Source organism: Lelliottia nimipressuralis (assembly GCF_004402045.1).
In the GTDB taxonomy this organism is placed as follows: domain Bacteria; phylum Pseudomonadota; class Gammaproteobacteria; order Enterobacterales; family Enterobacteriaceae; genus Enterobacter; species Enterobacter chinensis.
Genome location: NZ_SOMG01000023.1, coordinates 231,555 through 248,237, shown reverse-complemented (window position 1 = coordinate 248,237; position 16,683 = coordinate 231,555). Strand labels below are relative to the sequence as shown.

The following is a 16,683-nucleotide window of genomic DNA, read 5'->3' as shown; positions in this document are numbered from 1 at the left end:
CAACCTTGCTGGCTTGTGTACCCGCGGTACTGCTCCGACGAAATGGTTTCATAATTTGCTCTTATTATTGGATACAGGGGACGTTACGTACTCAGTATTAATCTACGCACCACGCTCTGCAACCGGTTACTGTAACCGGTTTCTGTGATTGTGAAGAGGATCCAGAAATCAGCCGTCCAGGATATTTGTTACTTAAGAGATATTTACAGAGCATAAATTCTTATGACAGATTACGCAGGATATTTGTCAGGAGGAAACAATGAGTTTGCAGTCCGTACAGCAGTTTTTTGCCGACAACGCACCGGATATAGACGTTATCGAGCTTAGCCAGAGTACCGCTACCGTTGCGTTGGCTGCTGCCGCCCATCGTGTTGAACCGGGACAGATCGCCAAGACCTTGTCGCTGAAGGTTAAAAATGAAGTAATTCTGGTGGTGGCGAAAGGCGATGCGCGTCTTGATAACAAAAAGCTGAAAGACACCTTTGGTGCGAAAGCGCGCATGCTCAGCAGTGATGAAGTGGTTACCATCACCGGCCATCCCGTTGGCGGTGTGTGCCCGTTCGGACTGGAAAACCCGCTCGCGGTATACTGCGATATCTCTTTAAAGCAGTACGCTGAAGTGCTGCCTGCCGCAGGCGCAATCCACAGTGCCGTGCGTATTTCACCTGACAGAATGGCAGAGCTGACTTCCGCAAAATGGGTTGATGTCTGCATCTGATTGAAGCGCCAGAGTGCATCTGGCGCGCAAAAAGCAGGTTATAAAAATGTCGGCTTGCTGAGTGCTAAACTTTGCGGATCTCTTGCCGGAAGATGCGTAAGAATATCCGCCGCATCAAGCAACCCTACGTCAGAATTCACCCCCAGCTTAACCATCGCATTAAACTTATGTGCCCGGATGGTCTTAATATTGCGTTCAAGCTGTGCCGCGATTTCAGGAATGGAATATCCGCAGGACATATAACGCAAAATTGCCCGTTCCGTTGGGCTTAACATCCGGTTTTGATTGCAGTACCAGTGGTTCAGCATATTGTCATTAATGCGCAGCGTTTCACTCAGCAACTCCATGAGCTCCTTCTGCAGATGCTCAAGCGTCACCGATTTACTGACCACACCGTGCAAGCGTGAAGGCGAAAGATGGCTAATAAGCCGTGCTTCCATCTCGTCAGAGACCAGTATGATGCGCTGAATATGACCATGCGTAAACGCAAGGTCACGCAGGTGCGCAAGGCAGTTACGGCGCTCCTCGCGCGCATCGGAAAGTGAATAGATCAGCGAGAAAAAATTTACGTGATGAAGTGCATTCTTAAAGCTGTCAAATTCACTAAACAGATGCAGTTGATACTGGCTCAGGGTGGACATCGCAAAAAGATGCTGTAACCCAACAGCACTCATCGAGCAATTTTCGACGATGGCGATATGTCTTGTTGAATCGGTTTTTTCCATTCCTCGAACTCTCCATAGGCTGACATTAAACTCAGCTCTCTCATTCCCTGTGTACTGTTGATCCAGGCGTACATATCGGCGTTACTCCGTAACGACAGCCGACGCATCGCACTGTTTTTCTGCGCACTTATCGTTTTATTGCTCTTCTTGAGCAATGTGGCGATTTGGTTAATCCCCCATCCCTTACCTAACAAACGTAATACCTTGCGTTCGGAGTGCGTGAGCGCGATAAAAGGTTCGTCTCCGTCTTCCGCGCTCTGGGGTTCCGGGGTTAATAATGTCTGGCTTATCCGTTCTGCCCGCTCGCTACCAGCCCGAATAGCCTTGACCACGCCTTCAATCGGCTCCATATCAGAAAGCAACGTGCTTTCCGGCCGCATAAGCAGCTCAACTGCAATAGGGTAAAGCGGTCGCGAGACTAAAAAGATCCAGTGAATTTCCCGGTATTGATTCAATAACGCGTAATACTCTTCAAGCGTGCCTCGAGGATTTCGGTATTCACCTGAAATATCGGCAATAATGACATCTGCCCGGCGTAGCTGAAGCAGGGTTAACTCCTGCAATGAACGGCAATAGGTCAGTTCAATATCGGGGAAATGGCGTGCCATCACGCCCCCCAACCCGTTTTGCATGACGGGTATCCGGCTAATGACAACACCATGCTTACCATGCAATGACAACATAGACCCTCCGTGTCCATTTTTCATATGATGAGTAATGTTAAAACGCATCAATGTATATGTGTTTTCGTCCCTGAGTGTAAAACTGATTAATACAAGCAGAAGATGAGATATGTACTTAGTTTAAGAAATGCCTAAAACAGCGGTAATATCTCACAAAGCGCAAATAAATTTAATTCCGACGCCGTTAAAATAATGACAATATAAAATTAGAATAACTACATACAAATATTCTATATTCCCATATCAACAATTCACCGCGTTGATAAATTAATCCAGAACCCTTTCGCGACACGGGGTTGCAACTGTTTGCATAAACCTTGATCTGGCCCACAGCAAGGGACACTGCACTTTGTGCTAAAAGTAATCATTATGGGCTAACCGGCAACTATTCATCTTCTTCTTCAGGACAATACATGCAGGCAGATCGGTCAACGCAGCGTGCTATCACGCGGCTATGTATTCAGTGCGGTCTTTTTCTGCTCCAGCACGGCGCGGAGAGCGCGCTGGTCGAGGAGCTTTCAACCCGGCTGGGGCTGGCGCTGGGTATGGATAGCGTTGAAAGCGCCATCTCATCCAACGCCATTGTGCTGACCACGATCAAAGACGGTCAGTGCCTGACCTCCACCCGCAAAAACCATGACCGCGGCATCAACATGCACGTCGTGACCGAAGTACAGCACATCGTCATCCTTGCTGAACATAAGCTTCTCGATCTCAATGAGATTGAAAAACGGTTCAACCAAATTAAGCCACTGCGTTATCCGCGCTGGCTTGTTGTGCTGATGGTGGGGCTATCGTGCGCCTGTTTTTGTAAGCTCAATAAAGGCGGCTGGGACGGTGCAATCATCACCTTTTTCGCCAGCAGCATCGCCATGTATGTTCGTCAGTTGCTGACACACCGGCAGCTGCACCCGCAAATTAACTTCTGCATCACCGCGTTTGTCGCCACTACGGTTTCTGGCCTGCTGCTGCGCCTGCCACAGTTTGCCAACACCCCGACGATTGCCATGGCCGCCAGCGTGCTTCTGCTGGTCCCGGGTTTCCCGTTGATCAACGCCGTCGCCGACATGTTTAAAGGGCACATCAATACCGGTCTGGCACGCTGGGCTATCGCCAGCCTGCTGACGCTGGCGACCTGCATCGGCGTGGTTATGGCTATGACACTCTGGGGGTTACGCGGATGGGCGTGATAGATTTTCTGCTGGCACTGGCGCAGGACATGCTTCTGGCCGCCATTCCTGCCGTCGGCTTTGCGATGGTATTTAACGTTCCGCAACGCGCTCTGCCATGGTGTGCACTGCTGGGCGCGATAGGCCATGGCTCGCGAATGGTCATGATGACGGCGGGTTTTAACATCGAATGGTCAACATTTATGGCCTCTATGCTTGTCGGCAGTATCGGCATTCAATGGTCGCGCTGGTACCTGGCGCACCCCAAAGTGTTCACCGTCGCCGCTGTGATCCCGATGTTCCCGGGCATATCGGCCTATACGGCTATGATATCTGCGGTGAAAATCAGCCATTTTGGCTACACCGAGCCCCAGATGATCCTCCTCCTGAGCAACTTTCTTAAGGCCTCGTCCATTGTCGGCGCGCTCTCCATCGGGCTGTCGATCCCCGGGCTGTGGCTGTACCGTAAACGCCCACGCGTTTGATATTTGTGTTATTTCGCTGCCATGGAGATAATCTTTCTGGTCCGTTTGGTGAAAATAAGGAAAGGATGTGGCTAACCCTGGCAGCGAACACCCTGAGCACAGTGAAGAATCCAGCCTGAAAGAGAAAATTTTTCAGAGCGCTATCGCACTTTTTGCCGAATATGGATTAAACGGTGCCCGCATGGAACAGATCGCGGAGAAAGCGGGCACCACCAAGCGCATGGTGGTTTACCATTTTAAGAATAAAGAGAATCTCTATCTCCTCGTTCTGGAACATGTCTACACCCAGATTCGCGCCAGTGAAAAAGCGCTCAGCCTGTCGGGAATGCCGCCCGTCGAAGCGCTGGTCAATCTGGTTGAGGCCACCTTTGACTATCATGCCGACCATCCAGACTACATCCGCATTATTTGCATGGAAAACATGCAGCGCGGCCGCTTTATGCAGCAGTCGAGCTATCTCCGCCAGGTCAACCGCAGCGCGCTCGACCTGTTGGAGGAGATCCTGCGCCGGGGCAAAGAAAAACAGCTCTTCAGCCAGACGGTCGACGCCCGCGATCTTCATCGTCTGATCAGCAGCTTCAGCTTTCACTACGTTGCCAACAGCTACACCTTTACGCTGCTGTTTGAAGAAGGTGCAGATGAACAGGCTCAGCGCCAGCATTACCGTAAAATGGCCGTTCAGGTGGCGCTGCGTTATACCTGCCCATAAAATTGCTTGCAATTAAATCGTGCACTATCTATATTCATCTCATGAACGCGAAAACAAACGACGTAACCGCTGCGCTCAAGCTGGATAACCAGCTCTGCTTTGCCCTCTATTCGGCAAATCTGGCGCTTAATAAGCTGTACCGGCAACTGCTGGCACCGCTGAACCTGACCTACCCGCAATATCTGGTGATGCTGGTGCTGTGGGAGCAGGATGACGTCACGGTGTCGGACATCGGTGAACGGCTGTTTCTGGATTCTGCAACCCTGACGCCGCTGCTGAAACGTCTGGAAAGCGCCGGGCTGATAAATCGTCAGCGCTCGCGCAAGGATGAACGTCAGGTTGCCGTCACCCTGAGCGAAGCGGGACGTGAACTTCAGCAGCAGGCAGCAGGTATCCCCCATGCGGTGGGATGCGCAGCACAGTGTGATACCGACACTCTGCTCACGCTTAAACAGCAGTTGGAGATTTTGCGACAACATATTCAGCGCGCGTAAGGCTATACTTTACGCGTCTTTATTTAACCATATATATCGCACGCTATTTAATAGCGCACTTTAATGCAAGATGAGGAACCTGCCATGTCTTTAGAAAAAGTTGTTTATACCGCCAAAGCAAAAGCAACCGGTGGCCGTGATGGCCGCGCGACCTCTTCCGATGGTGTACTGGATGTAAAACTGGGTGTGCCAAAAGAGATGGGCGGCATGGGCGGAGAAGTGACTAACCCTGAGCAGCTGTTTGCTGCGGGCTACTCTGCCTGCTTCCTGGGCGCGATGAAGTTTGTGGCCGCACGCGACAAATTTACCCTGCCAAAAGACGCCTTTATTGAAGGCGAAGTGGGTATTGGTCCACTGCCAACCGGCTTTGGTATTGAAGCCAAACTGAACATCCATGTTGAAGGTATGGATCCCGCGGAAGCCAAAAAGCTGGTGGATGCCGCACATATCGTTTGCCCGTATTCTAACGCAACCCGCGGCAACATCGACGTAACCCTGAATATCATCGCGTAATAAATGCCTGATGGCGCTGCGCTTATCAGGCCTACGACCGTGCCCCGGTAAGCGCAGCGCCACCGGGGAAATCCCCTCCATCCCTTCCCCCTCTCTGTGCTACCATAAGCCCATATCACGCCCGTCGTTATCAGTAGAGTAAGCGTTATGTCCTCCAGAATTCTGACCACCAGCATTGCTGGTATTGATGCCTTTATGCGCGACCCGCGCGGTGTGTTGACCCACGCCGAAGGTGGCACAGTTGCGGTTTTTGCCGACAACGCTCCGGCGTTTTACGCAATCACACCGGAACGTCTGGCGCAGCTTCTGGAGATTGAAGCGCAATTGTCGCGCCCGGCGAGCGATGTCACGCTGGATAACCAGTTCTTTGATGAACCGGTTAACGTCCCCGTGACCGTGCCGATGGGAAAATTTGCCCTGTACGCGGGCTGGCAACCGGACGCAGATTTCCAGCGGCAGGCCGCGCTGTGGGGCATTGCGTTAACTCAGCCGGCCACCGCTGAAGAGCTCGCCGCGTTTACCGCCTGGTGGCAGGCGGAAGGTAAAGTCTTCACCCACATTCAGTGGCAGCAAAAGCTCGCGCGTCATCTTCAAATCACCCGCGCCGGCAACAACGGCCAGCCAAAACGCGATATCAACGCGTTTTCCGAACCGGATAAACAGATCCCCAATGGATTCCGAGGTGCGAAATGAAGAACGTCGGCGACCTGATGAAACGACTGCAAAAAATGATGCCTGCCAACGTGAAGCCTGCTTTCACGACGGGGGAAGAGCTGCTGGCGTGGCAAAAAGAGCAAGGAGAGATCCGCGCTGCCGCGCTCGCCCGCGAAAATCGGGCGATGAAAATGCAGCGCACCTTCAACCGTTCCGGTATTCGTCCTCTGCACCAGAACTGCTCGTTTGATAACTACAAAATTGAGACCAACGGGCAGATGAACGCGCTCGCCGCCGCTCGTCAGTACGTCGATGAATTCGACGGCAACATCGCCAGCTTCATCTTTAGCGGCAAGCCGGGCACCGGTAAAAACCACCTTGCCGCCGCTATCTGCAACGAACTACTTCTGCGCGGGAAATCGGTCCTCATCATCACCGTGGCCGATATCATGTCCGCCATGAAAGACACCTTCAGCAACCGCGAAACCAGCGAAGAGCAACTGCTTAACGACCTGAGTAATGTGGATTTGCTGGTCATTGATGAGATTGGCGTTCAGACGGAATCTCGTTATGAAAAGGTGATCATTAACCAGATTGTCGATCGCCGCTCCTCGTCCAAACGCCCCACCGGCATGCTGACGAACCACAATATCGACGAGATGACCCGCCTGCTGGGGGAACGCGTCATGGACCGCATGAAGCTGGGTAACAGTCTGTACGTCATCTTCGACTGGGAAAGTTACCGCAGTCGCGTCACCGGCAAAGAGTATTAAGACAGTTCCAGGAATCGCCGGTCGGGCACAGGTATATACTGGAACCCCTTCCGCCCCAAAACGGACCTTTTTGAGAAAGCCATTATGAAAAAACAGATTATTATCAGCACCTTTTTAGGCGTTCTGCTGATTACCGGCGCAACACAAGCAGCATCCTGGCAGGAATCCCTTTCAAGCGCGGCAAACGAGCTGAGCAAAGAAAGCAGCTCTCAGGGTGGGCTCTCCGCCTCTTCCCTCACCAGCCTGCTGGGCAACAGCGGCCAGAGCCTGAGCGCGGGCACGATGAACAACGCGGCGGGAATTCTGGAATATTGCGCGAAGCAAAAGCTGGCTTCCGTAACCGACGCGCAAAACGTGAAAAACCAGGTGCTGGGTAAACTGGGTCTGGATACCCAGGAGCAGAAAGCGGATACCAACTATATGGACGGCATTCAGGGTCTGCTTAACGCGCAAAACGGCCAGCAGCTTAACCTGAGCACCCTCGGCAACTCTTCTCTGGCAAAACAGGTGAAAACCAAAGCCTGCGATCTGGTGCTGAAACAAGGCGTTAATTTCCTCTCCTGATCCACCCCATTTTCTGCCACAACACGCCGCGTTTAATGCGATAGTCTTGCACCGCGGCGTTAAACGAGCGTTTTCCCCACCTGCCACCGTCTCAGCGTCCGTTTGTCAGGATGCGACCTTCTTCATAAAAACGATTTTCTAAACCAAATCCTAACAACAGCACACTTTCGTGACACTAAAATTGCAGCTTAACGACATCGCAATTACATTGTATGACCCAAAAAATAAACAGTTAGCCAGCGAAGCACCTGGCGTCATGAGGATATGCTGTTGTCAGAACTAATGTCCCTTATCCTTTTTCTGGCTTCTGTCGGCGTCTATGCCTGCAAAGCTGGCCGTAACACCTGGTGGTTTATCGCCACGCTGGTGGTGCTCGGCATTTTTATTATTTTAAACATTACCTTATACGCCAGCGATTACTTTACCGGTGACGGCATTAACGATGCGGTGCTCTACACCCTGACGAACAGCCTGACGGGCGCGGGTGTGGGCAAGTACATTCTTCCGGGGCTGGGCATCGTCGTTGCGCTGGTGACGATTTTTGGCGCGCTGGCGTGGGTCTTGCGTCGACGTCGCCATCATCCGCACCATCATGGCTACAGCCTGCTGGCGTTATTTCTGGCGCTGGCCTCCGTCGACGCCAGCCCGGCGTTCCACCAGATCACCGAACTGGTGAAATCCCAGTCGCGCGACGGCGATCCGGATTTCGCGGCCTACTACAAAGAACCGTCGAAAACGATCGCCAACCCGAAGCTCAATCTGGTCTATATCTACGGTGAAAGTCTGGAGCGCACGTACTTTGATAACGACGCTTTTCCAGACCTGACGCCAGACCTGGGCGCACTCAAAAATGAAGGTCTCGATTTCAGCCACACCATGCAGCTGCCGGGTACGGATTACACCATCGCCGGGATGGTTGCTTCCCAGTGCGGCATCCCGCTGTTCGCGCCTTTTGAAGGTAACGCCTCAGCTTCAATGTCGACGTTCTTCCCACAGAACGTCTGCCTTGGCGATATCCTGAAAAACTCCGGCTATGAAAACTATTTTATGCAGGGGGCAAACCTGCGCTTCGCCGGAAAAGACGTGTTCCTGAAATCCCACGGTTTTGACCACCTGTATGGCTCAGAAGAGTTAAAAACGACGGTTGCCGATCCGAGCTACCGCAACGACTGGGGCTTCTATGACGATACGGTGCTGGAGGAGACCTGGAAAAAATTTGAGGAACTCTCCCGCGCCGGCAAACGCTTCTCGCTCTTTGCGCTGACGGTGGACACGCATCATCCGGACGGGTTCGTCTCGCGCACCTGTAAGCGCAAACGCTATGACGTCGATGGCAAAAACAACAAATCTTTCAGCGCCGTGACCTGTAGCCAGGAGCACATCGCCGCGCTGGTCGAGAAAATCAAAACCTCGCCCTGGTTTAAAAACACCGTCATCGTCGTCTCGTCTGACCATCTGGCGATGAAAAACAGCGCATGGGATCAGCTCAACAAGCAGGATCGCAGCAACCTGTTTTTCGTCCTGCGCGGCGACCAGCCGCAGCAGGAGATAATCGCCACCAAACGCAACTCCATGGATAACGGCGCAACCGTGCTGGACATTCTGGGCGGCGACAACTTTATTGGTCTTGGCCGCAGCACGCTATCGGGGCAATCCCTGTCGGAAGTGTTCCTTAACATGAAGGAAAAAATCCTCGCCTGGAAACCCGACATCATTCGCCTGTGGAATTTCCCGAAAGAGATGAAAGACTTCACCATCGATCGGGATAAAAACACCATTGCCTTCTCGGGCAGCAACTTCCGTCTGCCGCTGCTGTTGCGCGTGTCGGAAGGTCGCGTCGAGCCGCTGCCGGAAAGCGAGTATTCCGCGCCGCTGCGCTATCAGCTGGCCGATTTTGCCCCCCGCGACAACTTCGTCTGGGTGGACAGGTGCTACAAAATGGGCCAGCTCTGGTCGCAGCCGCTGGCGCTCTCTACCGACTGGTGCGTCTCTCAGGGCCAGCTTGGCGGCGAGCAAACCGTGCAGCACGTGGATAAAGCCCAGTGGAAAGGCAAAACCGCGTTTAAAGACACGGTGATTGATACCGCACGCTATCAGCACAACATCGACATGCTGAAAATCGTCGATAACGATATTCGCTATAAGGCGGACAGCTTTATCTTTAACGTCGCCGGCGCGCCGGAAGAGGTGAAACAGTTTAGCGGCATCTCGCGTCCGGAGTCCTGGGGGCGCTGGTCGAACGCGCAGCTGGGCAACGAGGTAAAAATTGAATACGCCCATCCCCTGCCTGAACAATTTGACCTCGTGATCACGGCCAGAGCGTACGGGCCCAATGCCAATAAGCCCGTGCCGGTCCGCGTGGGCGATCGGGAGCAGACCCTGACGCTTGGAAACGATGTGTCCACGCACACGCTGCATTTTGAGAACCCATCGCGCAGCAATACGCTGGTGATTGTGCCGCCAGCTCCGCAGTCGACGAATGAAGGGAATATCCTTGGACACTCACCGCGCGAGATCGGGATTGGCATGGTCGAAATTAAAATTGTGAGTAACGCTGGCTGATGGTCGCTCTTAACCTCACCGTTCGCCCTACACGCGCCGATGACGTTACCGCCCTGCCCGCCATTGAACGCGCGGCGGCCGGACGTTTTCGTGACGACCCGGCACTCGCCTGGCTTGCCGAGGGCGAGGTGATTTCCGCTGAACAGCACCTCGGGTATGTCGAACGCGGGCTAAGCTGGCTGGCACTGGCGAACGACAGCCCCGTGGGGTTTATCCTCACAGAAGCGCATACTTCGTCGCTGTTTATTGTTGAGCTCTCGGTTGATCTGGACTGGCAGGGAAAAGGGATTGGCCGGCAGCTCATCGCCTGTGCGGCTGACCATGCCCGTAAAACAGGGCTGGCGTCGCTAACGTTGACGACGTTCCGGGACGTTCCATGGAATGCGCCGTTCTATGCGCGGTTGGGGTTTGAATACGTCACTGTACTCACGCCTGAACTGCGTCAGAAAAGAGAAGAAGAGACAGCGCACGGCTTAGCGTATGAAACGCGCTGCGCCATGCGCCTGCCCCTTAGTTGATTCCCCGAACCGTAGGCCGGGTAAGGCGAAGCCGCCACCCGGCACAACACGCAGGATTAGAACGTTTCCCAGTTATCGCCTGAATCAGCAGTCGCCGTTTTACGCGCCATCACCGGCGTGGAAACCGCTTTAGCCGCAGCGAACTCGCGCGCTTTCATCTGCTCCTGCTGAATGCGGAACACCGCCACGGCCTGAGTCAGGCGGCTCGCCTGCTCTTCCAGCGCGGCCGCTGCCGCAGCAGACTCTTCAACCAGCGAGGCGTTCTGCTGAGTCACGCGATCCATCTCAGCCACCGCCAGACCCACCTGGTCGATACCGCGGCTCTGCTCGTCAGACGCAGAGGCGATTTCACCCATGATGTCCGTTACGCGGGTGACCGCATTAACGATCTCACCCATGGTTTCACCGGCACTTTCAACCAGCGTTGAACCCACTTCCACGCGGCCCACAGAGTCTTCAATCAGGCTCTTGATCTCACGTGCAGCCTGGGCGCTGCGCTGCGCCAGGTTACGGACTTCACCTGCCACCACCGCAAAACCACGGCCCTGCTCGCCCGCACGTGCCGCTTCTACCGCCGCGTTCAGTGCCAGGATGTTGGTCTGGAAAGCAATACCGTCGATCACGCTAATAATGTCGGCAATTTTCTGCGAACTGCCCGCGATATCACGCATGGTCTGCACCACGTTATCCACCACTTTGCCGCCTTTCTGCGCAGTTTCAGAGGCGCTCAGCGCAAGATGGCTCGCCTGACGGGCGTTTTCGGCGTTCTGCTTAACGGTCGCCGTCAGCTGCTCCATGCTGGCAGCGGTCTCTTCCAGAGAAGCGGCCTGCTGCTCGGTACGGGAAGAGAGGTCGTTATTGCCCATCGCTATTTCGCTCGCGCCGCTGTAGATAGCATTCGCGCCGTTACGCACGTCGCCAACGGTACGCACCAGCTCGCCCTGCATATGACGCAGCGAGTCGGCCAGTTCACCCATCTCGTTGGTGCCCTGAACCTCAATACGCTTCACCAGGTCGCCGCTGGCGATATGGCGAATGTTGTCGATCAGACGATTCAGCGGAGAAATCAGCGTCTGCTTGATGTTCAGCCAGACGGCCACGATCACCACCAGCACCGCAATCAGAACGCTGATCAGCACCCAGATAGCCTGGCTGAAGGAGCTGTTGCTATCTTCGACCGCCATCTGGTACAGCTTGTCGTTCTGCTGCAGGTAGCTCACATACTGCTTCTCAAAACCATCCTGATAACTCTGGGTCGGTTGGTCGAAGAAGGCGTTGATTTTGCCTGCACCCAGCAGCTGAATCAGCTCCGCCAGCGCACCGTGGTAAATATCATAGTTACGTTTGATCTCCATCGCTTCAGCGTCGTTTTGACGCGGATCGCGCGGCAGGGCCTCGTAGGCAGCCCAGTTTTTTTCCGCCTGTTTCAGAGATGTAGACGCAATTTGCATCAAATCGTTAACGGTCGCGCCGCTGCCGATATTGCTCTGATCCATCATGTAACGGATACCCGCACGGTTCAGGGTATTACGGGTTTGCAGCAAGGCTACCCAGCTGGCGTTCAGCGTGGACTGTTGCTGGCGAATGGTTTGCAGGACGGTGAAATTCTCTTTGTCATTCTTAAGGGCATTAAAGAAAAGACCACCGGATGTGAGTTGTAAAAGGCCAAATATCGCTAAAACCAGCATTAAGCTGGTGACAATCTTGATACGGTTTAACATGTTTTCTCTTTCCATCAGACAGATAACAGAATTTTCGGCCTGGAAATGGAAAACTTTACGAAAATCATCCTGGAATTTGTGGTTTTTACTCTCCTTCCCGCGCTGCGTTATGCCGGTTTCCGAGTTCAATAAACTCTTCCAGCAGCCCGGTCAGCTGTTTCATCTTCTCCGGCGTATATTCCGCCTCAATCTGCTGATACGCCTCTTCCACCTGCGCCTGGGCGTGCTCATACAGCGCGTTGCCCTCTTTGGTCAGCGACACGTACAGCTTGCGCTGGTCATTCATGGGCTTCAGGCGCAGCACCAGTCCGTCGCGCTCCATCCGCGTCAGAATGCCCGTCAGGCTCGGGCGCAGGATACAGGTGCGAAACGCCAGATCGTGAAAATCCATCGACGGATGTTCAGCCAGCACGCGCACAATCCGCCACTGCTGCTCGGTCAGGTTATGTCGCTTCACAATCGGTCGGAAGTACGACATCGCCGCTTCCCGCGCCTGCAACAGCGCAATGGTTAATGAGTCATGCATAGCCTCTCCCCTTCACATCATTAACACGTAAACAATCACTCAAAGATGTTTTTATAAACAATAGCTTTTCTGCCAAAAAGTCTAACAGAAACCAGTCAATTTTATTAACATCATGATTTATATATCAATAAAAACCAAAATGTAAATTTATTGTTATTCATATCACAAATTTTTCACTTCTGATTGCGAAATAAACAGCAAAAGCATAAAACCAGATCATTAACATATTAATGAAATCACAACCCGGACCGCCGGGGTGAGGAGTATGTGAATGAAAGGTACTGTTTTTGCCGTGGCGCTGAATCATCAAAGCCAGCGTGAAGCCTGGCGTGAGGCATTCGAAAAAGCCCCCTACAACACCCCGCCGAAAACGGCGGTGTGGTTCATCAAACCGCATAACACCGTGATTCGTGCCGGCGAGCCGATTCCGTTCCCGCAGGGAGAAACGGTGTTAAGCGGCGCGACGGTCGCGCTGATCGTGGGCAAAACCGCCAGCAGGGTGCGCGTGGAGGACGCCGCAGAGTACATCGCGGGATATGCGCTGGCCAACGAGGTGAGCCTGCCGGAAGAGAGCTTCTACCGCCCGGCCATCAAGGCCAAGTGCCGGGACGGATTTTGCCCGCTTGGCGAGCTGGTCGCCGTGGACAACGTGGATAACCTGACCATCATCACCGAGATCAACGGTCGCGAAGCGGACCACTGGAATACCGCCGAACTGCAGCGCAGCGCCGCCGAACTGCTGAGCGCCCTGAGCGAGTTCGCCACCCTCAATCCTGGCGATACGATCCTGCTTGGCACCCCTCACGCTCGCGTGCCGCTGCAGCCGGGGGATCGCGTACGCGTTCTGGCGGAAGGCTTTCCGCCGCTGGAAAACCCGGTGGTGGATGAGCGCGACGTGGCCATCGCTCACGGCGCGCATCCGCACCCCACGCTGTTTGCCCTCGGACTGAACTACGCCGATCACGCCAGCGAGCTGGACTTCAAGCCGCCGACCGAGCCGCTGGTGTTCATCAAAGCGCCAAACACCTTTAACGGCGACAACCAGACCTCGGTACGCCCGAACAACGTTGAGTACATGCACTACGAGGCGGAGCTGGTGGTAGTCATCGGTAAAACCGCGCGCAAGGTGAGTGAAGCCGAGGCGATGGACTACGTTGCGGGCTATACGGTCTGCAACGACTACGCCATCCGCGACTATCTCGAAAACTACTACCGCCCGAACCTGCGGGTGAAAAGCCGCGACGGGCTGACGCCCATTTCCCCAAACATCGTGCCGAAAGCGGCCATTCCCGACCCGCACAACTTAGCCCTGCGCACCTTCGTGAACGGCGAGCTGCGCCAGGAAGGGACCACGGCTGATCTTATTTTCAGCATCCCGTTCCTGATTGCGTACCTGAGCGATTTTATGACCCTGCAGCCGGGCGACATGATTGCCACCGGCACGCCGAAAGGGCTGTCCGACGTGGTGCCGGGCGATGAAGTGGTCGTGGAAGTGGAAGGCGTGGGCCGCCTGGTGAACCGAATTGTCAGCGAGGAGACTGCAAAATGAAAAAAATTAACCACTGGATCAACGGTAAGAACGTCGCGGGAAGCGACTACTTCCACACCACCAACCCGGCCTCCGGCGAGGTGCTGGCGGAGGTGGCCTCCGGCGGTGAAGCCGAAATCCACCAGGCCGTCGCCGCCGCCAAAGACGCCTTCCCGAAATGGGCTAACCTGCCGATGAAGGAACGCGCGCGCCTGATGCGTCGCCTGGGGGATCTGATCGACCAGAACGTCCCGGAGATCGCCGCCATGGAAACCGCCGACACCGGCCTGCCGATCCACCAGACCAAAAACGTCCTGATCCCGCGCGCCTCGCACAACTTCGAGTTCTTCGCCGAGGTGTGCCAGCAGATGAACGGCAAAACCTACCCGGTCGACGACAAGATGCTGAACTACACCCTGGTGCAGCCGGTGGGCGTCTGCGCGCTGGTATCCCCGTGGAACGTGCCGTTTATGACCGCCACCTGGAAGGTCGCGCCGTGCCTGGCCTTAGGCAATACCGCGGTGCTGAAGATGTCTGAACTCTCCCCGCTGACCGCCGACCGTCTGGGCGAGCTGGCGCTGGAGGCGGGCATTCCGGCGGGCGTGCTGAACGTTGTGCAGGGCTACGGTGCGACGGCTGGCGATGCGCTGGTGCGCCATCACGACGTGCGCGCCGTCTCCTTCACCGGCGGCACCGCCACCGGGCGCAACATCATGAAAAACGCCGGGCTGAAGAAATATTCCATGGAGCTGGGCGGCAAATCCCCGGTGCTGATTTTTGAAGATGCCGACATCGAACGCGCGCTGGACGCCGCCCTGTTCACCATCTTCTCCATCAACGGCGAGCGCTGCACCGCCGGCTCGCGCATCTTCATCCAGCAGAGCATCTACCCGGAATTCGTTAAACGCTTTGCCGAGCGCGCCAACCGCCTGCGCGTGGGCGACCCGACCGATCCGAACACTCAGATTGGCGCGCTCATCAGCCAACAGCACTGGGAGAAAGTCTCCGGCTATATCCGCCTCGGCATTGAAGAGGGTGCAACCCTGCTGGCGGGCGGCCCGGACAAACCAACCGATCTGCCCACGCACCTGAAGGGCGGCAACTTCCTGCGCCCGACCGTGCTGGCGGACGTCGACAACCGCATGCGCGTGGCGCAGGAGGAGATCTTCGGGCCGGTGGCCTGCCTGCTGCCGTTTAAGGACGAAGCGGAAGGCCTGCGCCTGGCCAACGACGTGGAGTACGGCCTGGCGTCGTACATCTGGACCCAGGACGTCAGCAAGGTGCTGCGCCTGGCGCGCAATATCGAAGCCGGCATGGTGTTCGTGAACACCCAGAACGTGCGCGACCTGCGTCAGCCGTTTGGCGGCGTGAAGGCCTCCGGCACCGGGCGCGAGGGCGGCGAGTACAGCTTCGAAGTGTTCGCGGAGATGAAGAACGTCTGCATCTCCATGGGCGACCATCCGATTCCAAAGTGGGGGATCTGATCATGGGTAAATTAGCGTTAGCGGCAAAAATCACCCACGTGCCGTCAATGTATCTCTCTGAGCTGCCGGGCAAAAACCACGGCTGCCGACAGGGTGCCATCGACGGGCATAAAGAGATTAGCAAGCGCTGCCGCGAGCTGGGCGTGGACACCATCATCGTGTTCGACACCCACTGGCTGGTGAACAGCGCGTACCACATCAACTGTGCGGACCATTTTGCGGGCGTCTACACCAGCAATGAGCTGCCGCACTTTATCCGCGACATGACCTACGACTACGACGGCAACCCGGCGCTCGGCCAGCTGATTGCCGACGAGGCGGTCAAGCTCGGCGTGCGCGCCAAAGCGCACAACATTCCGAGCCTCAAGCTGGAGTACGGCACGCTGGTGCCGATGCGCTACATGAACGCGGATAAACACTTCAAGGTACTCTCCATCTCGGCGTTCTGCACGGTTCACGACTTCGCCGACAGCCGCCGGCTGGGCGAGGCCATCGTCAGCGCCATCGAAAAATACGACGGCACCGTGGCGGTGCTTGCCAGCGGCTCGCTGTCGCACCGCTTTATCGACGACCAACGCGCGGAAGAAGGGATGAACAGCTACACCCGCGAGTTCGACCGCCAGATGGACGAGCGCGTGGTGAAGCTGTGGCGCGAGGGCCAGTTCAAAGAATTCTGCAGCATGCTGCCGGAGTACGCCGATTACTGCTACGGCGAGGGCAACATGCACGACACGGTGATGCTGCTGGGCATGCTCGGCTGGGACAAATACGACGGTAAGGTGGAGTTTCTCACCGAGCTGTTCGCCAGCTCCGGCACCGGCCAGGTCAACGCCGTTTTCCCGCTGCCCGCGTAAGGA

Annotated in this window: 18 protein-coding genes; 14 read left to right on the top strand and 4 right to left on the bottom strand. The window is 55.2% G+C overall.

The annotated features are described in order from the left end of the window. The first annotated feature begins 259 nt into the window (after nt 1-259). Nucleotides 260-718 carry a YbaK/EbsC family protein gene (locus E3U32_RS16050; protein ID WP_008502085.1) on the top strand — a complete coding sequence of 153 codons (459 nt, stop codon included), beginning with the start codon at nt 260-262 and terminating at the stop codon, nt 716-718. A 38-nt stretch (nt 719-756) separates the two neighbouring features. Here the strand turns inward: E3U32_RS16050 and bglJ are convergent, their stop codons facing one another. Both bglJ and E3U32_RS16040 read right to left on the bottom strand, forming a co-directional pair. After that, on the bottom strand, nt 757-1,392 hold the full coding sequence (gene bglJ / locus E3U32_RS16045) for a DNA-binding transcriptional activator BglJ (protein ID WP_134349742.1): 636 nt from the start codon (nt 1,390-1,392) through the stop codon (nt 757-759). Beyond that, complete coding sequence (locus E3U32_RS16040; RefSeq protein WP_134349577.1) at nt 1,389-2,126, bottom strand: helix-turn-helix transcriptional regulator; 738 nt, start codon at nt 2,124-2,126, stop codon at nt 1,389-1,391. Before E3U32_RS16040 ends, bglJ begins: the two co-directional genes overlap by 4 nt. Nucleotides 2,127-2,539: 413 nt before the next feature. Between E3U32_RS16040 and E3U32_RS16035 the strand changes: the two genes are divergently transcribed. The 10 genes from E3U32_RS16035 to E3U32_RS15990 all read left to right on the top strand — a co-directional run bounded on the left by E3U32_RS16035 (nt 2,540) and on the right by E3U32_RS15990 (nt 10,567). Further along, nucleotides 2,540-3,316, top strand: a complete 777-nt coding sequence (locus E3U32_RS16035) for a threonine/serine ThrE exporter family protein (protein ID WP_134349576.1) — start codon at nt 2,540-2,542, stop codon at nt 3,314-3,316. Further along, nucleotides 3,307-3,780: a threonine/serine exporter gene (locus tag E3U32_RS16030; protein WP_020885295.1), complete on the top strand. Its 474-nt coding sequence runs from the start codon at nt 3,307-3,309 to the stop codon at nt 3,778-3,780. The genes E3U32_RS16035 and E3U32_RS16030 overlap by 10 nt, the downstream gene beginning before the upstream one ends. Before the next feature lie 67 nt (nt 3,781-3,847). Then, nucleotides 3,848-4,489, top strand: a complete 642-nt coding sequence (locus E3U32_RS16025) for a TetR family transcriptional regulator (RefSeq protein WP_134349575.1) — start codon at nt 3,848-3,850, stop codon at nt 4,487-4,489. 41 nt (nt 4,490-4,530) lie between these two features. Then, the gene (locus E3U32_RS16020; protein WP_134349574.1) at nt 4,531-4,983 is read left to right on the top strand and encodes a MarR family winged helix-turn-helix transcriptional regulator; all 453 of its coding nucleotides are present in this window, start codon (nt 4,531-4,533) and stop codon (nt 4,981-4,983) included. Nucleotides 4,984-5,067: 84 nt separating this feature from the next. Further along, nucleotides 5,068-5,496: an organic hydroperoxide resistance protein gene (locus E3U32_RS16015; RefSeq protein ID WP_023310299.1), complete on the top strand. Its 429-nt coding sequence runs from the start codon at nt 5,068-5,070 to the stop codon at nt 5,494-5,496. Nucleotides 5,497-5,643: 147 nt separating this feature from the next. After that, complete coding sequence (gene dnaT / locus E3U32_RS16010) at nt 5,644-6,189, top strand: primosomal protein DnaT (protein ID WP_134349573.1); 546 nt, start codon at nt 5,644-5,646, stop codon at nt 6,187-6,189. Further along, nucleotides 6,186-6,923, top strand: a complete 738-nt coding sequence (gene dnaC, locus E3U32_RS16005; protein ID WP_013095461.1) for a DNA replication protein DnaC — start codon at nt 6,186-6,188, stop codon at nt 6,921-6,923. The genes dnaT and dnaC overlap by 4 nt, the downstream gene beginning before the upstream one ends. 84 nt (nt 6,924-7,007) lie before the next feature. Further along, nucleotides 7,008-7,487 (top strand): DUF2501 domain-containing protein, encoded by a 480-nt coding sequence (locus E3U32_RS16000; protein ID WP_134349572.1) that lies wholly within the window; start codon nt 7,008-7,010, stop codon nt 7,485-7,487. Nucleotides 7,488-7,757: 270 nt separating this feature from the next. After that, nucleotides 7,758-10,049 carry a phosphatidylglycerol--membrane-oligosaccharide glycerophosphotransferase gene (opgB, locus tag E3U32_RS15995; RefSeq protein ID WP_134349571.1) on the top strand — a complete coding sequence of 764 codons (2,292 nt, stop codon included), beginning with the start codon at nt 7,758-7,760 and terminating at the stop codon, nt 10,047-10,049. Continuing rightward, nucleotides 10,049-10,567 (top strand): GNAT family N-acetyltransferase, encoded by a 519-nt coding sequence (locus tag E3U32_RS15990; RefSeq protein ID WP_134349570.1) that lies wholly within the window; start codon nt 10,049-10,051, stop codon nt 10,565-10,567. Before opgB ends, E3U32_RS15990 begins: the two co-directional genes overlap by 1 nt. A gap of 56 nt (nt 10,568-10,623) precedes the next feature. On the opposite strand, the gene tsr is transcribed toward E3U32_RS15990, so the two are convergent. Further along, on the bottom strand, nt 10,624-12,288 hold the full coding sequence (gene tsr / locus E3U32_RS15985; RefSeq protein WP_134349569.1) for a methyl-accepting chemotaxis protein: 1,665 nt from the start codon (nt 12,286-12,288) through the stop codon (nt 10,624-10,626). An 85-nt stretch (nt 12,289-12,373) separates the two neighbouring features. Next, nucleotides 12,374-12,814, bottom strand: a complete 441-nt coding sequence (hpaR, locus tag E3U32_RS15980) for a homoprotocatechuate degradation operon regulator HpaR (RefSeq protein WP_134349568.1) — start codon at nt 12,812-12,814, stop codon at nt 12,374-12,376. 271 nt (nt 12,815-13,085) lie between these two features. Here hpaR and hpaG point away from each other — a divergent pair, with 271 nt between their 5' ends. From hpaG to hpaD, 3 genes are read left to right on the top strand one after another with little or no spacing between them, the layout of a single operon-like run. After that, nucleotides 13,086-14,363, top strand: a complete 1,278-nt coding sequence (gene hpaG / locus E3U32_RS15975; protein WP_134349567.1) for a 4-hydroxyphenylacetate degradation bifunctional isomerase/decarboxylase — start codon at nt 13,086-13,088, stop codon at nt 14,361-14,363. Continuing rightward, nucleotides 14,360-15,826 carry a 5-carboxymethyl-2-hydroxymuconate semialdehyde dehydrogenase gene (gene hpaE / locus E3U32_RS15970; protein WP_134349566.1) on the top strand — a complete coding sequence of 489 codons (1,467 nt, stop codon included), beginning with the start codon at nt 14,360-14,362 and terminating at the stop codon, nt 15,824-15,826. The genes hpaG and hpaE overlap by 4 nt, the downstream gene beginning before the upstream one ends. Nucleotides 15,827-15,828: 2 nt before the next feature. Continuing rightward, nucleotides 15,829-16,680, top strand: a complete 852-nt coding sequence (gene hpaD, locus E3U32_RS15965) for a 3,4-dihydroxyphenylacetate 2,3-dioxygenase (RefSeq protein ID WP_134349565.1) — start codon at nt 15,829-15,831, stop codon at nt 16,678-16,680. Nucleotides 16,681-16,683: the final 3 nt, after the last annotated feature.